4 protein-coding genes are annotated in these 3,312 nt (G+C 72.3%); all 4 read right to left on the reverse strand.

Features of this window, described 5'->3' with window-relative positions:
• The coding region (locus tag ACTHMS_RS20820) for an EamA family transporter (RefSeq protein ID WP_440308571.1) at nucleotides 1-267 on the reverse strand (267 nt) is incomplete at its 3' end.
• Between the two features lie 71 nt (nucleotides 268-338).
• Nucleotides 339-1,508, reverse strand: a complete 1,170-nt coding sequence (locus ACTHMS_RS20825) for a lipid-transfer protein (RefSeq protein ID WP_440308572.1) — start codon at nucleotides 1,506-1,508, stop codon at nucleotides 339-341.
• Nucleotides 1,505-2,866 (reverse strand): OB-fold domain-containing protein, encoded by a 1,362-nt coding sequence (locus ACTHMS_RS20830; protein ID WP_440308573.1) that lies wholly within the window; start codon nucleotides 2,864-2,866, stop codon nucleotides 1,505-1,507. Before ACTHMS_RS20830 ends, ACTHMS_RS20825 begins: the two co-directional genes overlap by 4 nt.
• Nucleotides 2,863-3,312 (reverse strand): acyl-CoA dehydrogenase family protein (locus ACTHMS_RS20835; protein WP_440308574.1); only part of this gene is annotated, 450 nt, incomplete at its 5' end. The genes ACTHMS_RS20830 and ACTHMS_RS20835, both read right to left, overlap by 4 nt.

Genomic DNA, 3,312 nt, shown 5'->3' on the forward strand with positions numbered 1-3,312 from the left:
CCGCTCGCCCCCGGCGAAGACCAGCACCGCCACCCCGCACCCGCGCACCGCGAGCCCGCCGAGAGCCCCCCACCCGGCACCGGCCGGCGCCCGCCGGCGACGCCCGGCGGCCGAGAGCAGCAGCAGCGTCACCGCGCCGGCGACGAGCCGGCCGAGCACCACCTGCGCCGGTGCCAGCCCCTCGAGCCCGACCTTGATGAACAGGAAGCTGGCGCCCCAGGTCAGGGCGAGCACGATGAACTGCAGCAGCACGACGGGCGAACGCACCCCACGATCCTGTCGTGCGCGGCGGCGTCAGTCTCGCGGTTTTCGGACGCGACGTTGCGACATCCGGACGGTCACGCCGCCGAGAGCACCAACCCGCTCGTCGGCACGCCGGTGCCGGCCGTGACGAGCACGTGCTCGACGTCGCCGACCTGGTTGACCGCCTCACCGCGCACCTGCCGTACCGCCTCGGCGATGCCGTTCATGCCGTGGATGTAGGCCTCGCCGAGCTGACCGCCGTGCGGGTTCAACGGCAGCCGGCCGTCGAGCTCGAGGGTGCCGTGGCGGATGAAGTCCTTCGCCTCGCCGCGGCCGCAGAACCCGAGTTCCTCGAGCTGGATGAGCACGAACGGCGTGAAGTGGTCGTAGAGCACGGCCACATCGATGTCGGACGGCGCGAGGCCGGCCTGCCGCCACAGCTGCTGCCCGACGATGCCCATCTCGGGCAGCCCGGTCAGCCCGTCGCGGTAGTACGACGTCATGACGAACTGGTCGGCGCCGCTGCCCTGGGCCGCGCCGGTGATCGAGACGGGGCGCTGGGCGAGGTCGCGCGCCCGTTCGGCGCTGGTGACGACGATGGCGACGCCGCCGTCGCTCTCCTGGCAGCAGTCGAGCAGATGCAGCGGTTCGACGATCCAGCGGCTGGCCTGGTGCTCGTCGAGCGTGATCGGCCGGCCGTGGAAGAAGGCGTTGGGGTTGGTGGCGGCGTGCTTGCGGTCGACGACGGCGATGCGGCCGAAGTCCTCACTCGTCGCCCCGTACTCGTGCATGTACCGCTGCGCGACCATGGCGACCCAGGCCGCCGGCGTCGACAGCCCCATCGGGTAGGCCCAGCCGGCGTCGACCCCCGACGACGTCGGCGCGGCCGACAGACCCGTCATGACCTGGCCGAAGCGCTGCCCCGAGCGTTCGTTGAACGCCCGGTAGCAGACGACCACCTCTGCAACGCCTGTTGCGACGGCCATCGCGGCCTGCTGCACCGTGGCGCACGCAGCGCCCCCGCCGTAGGCGATCCGGCTGAAGAACGACAGCGACGGGATGCCGACCTCGCGCGCGACCGCGATCTCGGTGTTGTTGTCCTGCATGAAGGTGACCAGGCCGTCGACGTCGGCCGGCGTCAGGCCCGCGTCGGCGATGGCTGCGCGCACGGCCTCGGCGGCGAGGCGCAGCTCGGACCGTCCCGAGTCCTTCGAGAACTCTGTCGCGCCGATCCCCGCGATCGCCGCCTTCCCCGACAGACTCATCCCGCTTGTCCCCCGCTCCGGTCAGTCTCGGGCCCCGTGGACGACTGGCGCCGGGGACAAGAGGAAAGTTCGACGGTGCCGACGATGTGGTCGCCGAGCGCGCCGCGTGCGGTGACGGCGACGGTGCAGCGGTCGCCGTCGCGCGCGATGACCTCACCGCGGAAGGTCAGGGTGTCGTACGCGTAGCACGGCACGCCGAGGCGGATCGCGATCCGCTCGATCACGGCGTCCGGCCCGGCCCATGTGCCGACGAACCGCTGCACGAGGCCGGTGTCGGTCAGGATGTTGACGAAGATGTCCTTCGAGCCACGGCGGATCGCGGCGTCGCGGTCGTGGTGCACGTCCTGGAAGTCGCGCGTCGCGAGTGCCGTGGCGACGATGAACGTCGGTGTCGCCTCGACGACCAGCTCGGGCAGCTGCTCACCGCGCTGCTCGACCGCGGCGGGTGTCTGCTGCTGTGGCTGCGCAGCGCCGGCGGGGCGCCAGAGCGGCAGCGTCAGCTCGTCGTCGATGCGGGTGAGGGCCAGCTCGACCGGCATGCCGATGTGCACGGCCGCCGGGTCGACGTCGACGAGCTCGCCGAGCATGCGCACACCTTCGCTCAGCTCGACGAGCGCGACGACGAACGGACGCTGCTTGCCCGGCACGGCCGGGTGGTGGTGCACCACGAAGCTGAACACCGTGCCGGTGCCCGCGGCGACCACCCAGTCCTGCTTGTCGGCGCCGCACGCCGGGCACAGCGGGCCGGGCGGGTGCCGCAGCCGGTCGCACGCCGGGCAGTGCTGGATGCGCAGTTCGCCGGCGGCGGTGCCCTCCCAGAAGAACGCGGTGTCCTGGCTGATCACCGGACGGATGGTGTCGGCCCGCGACACCGGCGGCGGCGCACCCGTGCCCGGTCTGAACTTCAGCACCCGGAACAGCATCTCGGCCACCGGCTCGTCGCCGACGTACCAGGTGAGGTGGGTGGTCACGAACCACCCCTCGCCGAGCGCCGTGCGCTTCGGGCCGACCACGTCGCCGAGGCGCGTCGCAACGGTCACCTGTTCGCCGACCCGCAGCAGCCGGTGGTAGATCTGCTCGCAGTTGGTGGCGACGACGGAGGTGAACCCCGCGTCGTCGAGCAGGTTCATCATCAGGCCGAGCGGGTCGTCGCTCGCGCGCGGGATGAGGAGGCCACCCATCGTCCAGACCTGGATCATCGCCGGTGGCGCGACGCCGTCGCGGAACCGCGGGTCGGTGACACCGAGCGCCTCGACCCAGTTGTTGATCATCGGCTGGTTGATCGGGTCGCGGCCGGTGCGGGGCGCGCACTCGCCGCGCGCCCGGATGCCGGCGGCGACCTCGAGGATGTCGGTCACCGGACGACTCGCGGGAGACCCAGCCCGAACTGGGCGATCAGCTCGCGCTGCACCTCGTTGACGCCACCGCCGAAGGTGATCACCAGGTTGCGCTTGGCCTGCACGTCGAGCCAGTGCAGCAGCTCGGCCGTGTCGGCGTCGGCCGGGTCGCCGTGCGCGCCGACGACCTCCTCGAGCAGCCGCAACACCCGTTGTGCCCGCTCGGACGCGAAGACCTTGGTGGCCGATGCGTCGGCGACGTCGACATCGCCGACGCGTGCGGCGACCTGCCAGTTCAGCAGCTCGTTGACCCGCGCCAGCGCGTGCACCTCGCCGAGCGCGCGGGCGACCGCCGGTTCGGACGTGAGCCCGTGGGCGCACGCCCAGTCGTGGAGGCGGGCGGGCAGCCCGGCGAAAAGGGCGGCCGGGGGGAGCATGACCAAGTAGTGGTTGGGGTGGGGGGGGGG

The organism is Jatrophihabitans sp. (genome assembly GCF_051960575.1).
Lineage (GTDB): Bacteria > Actinomycetota > Actinomycetes > Mycobacteriales > Jatrophihabitantaceae > JBQCEE01.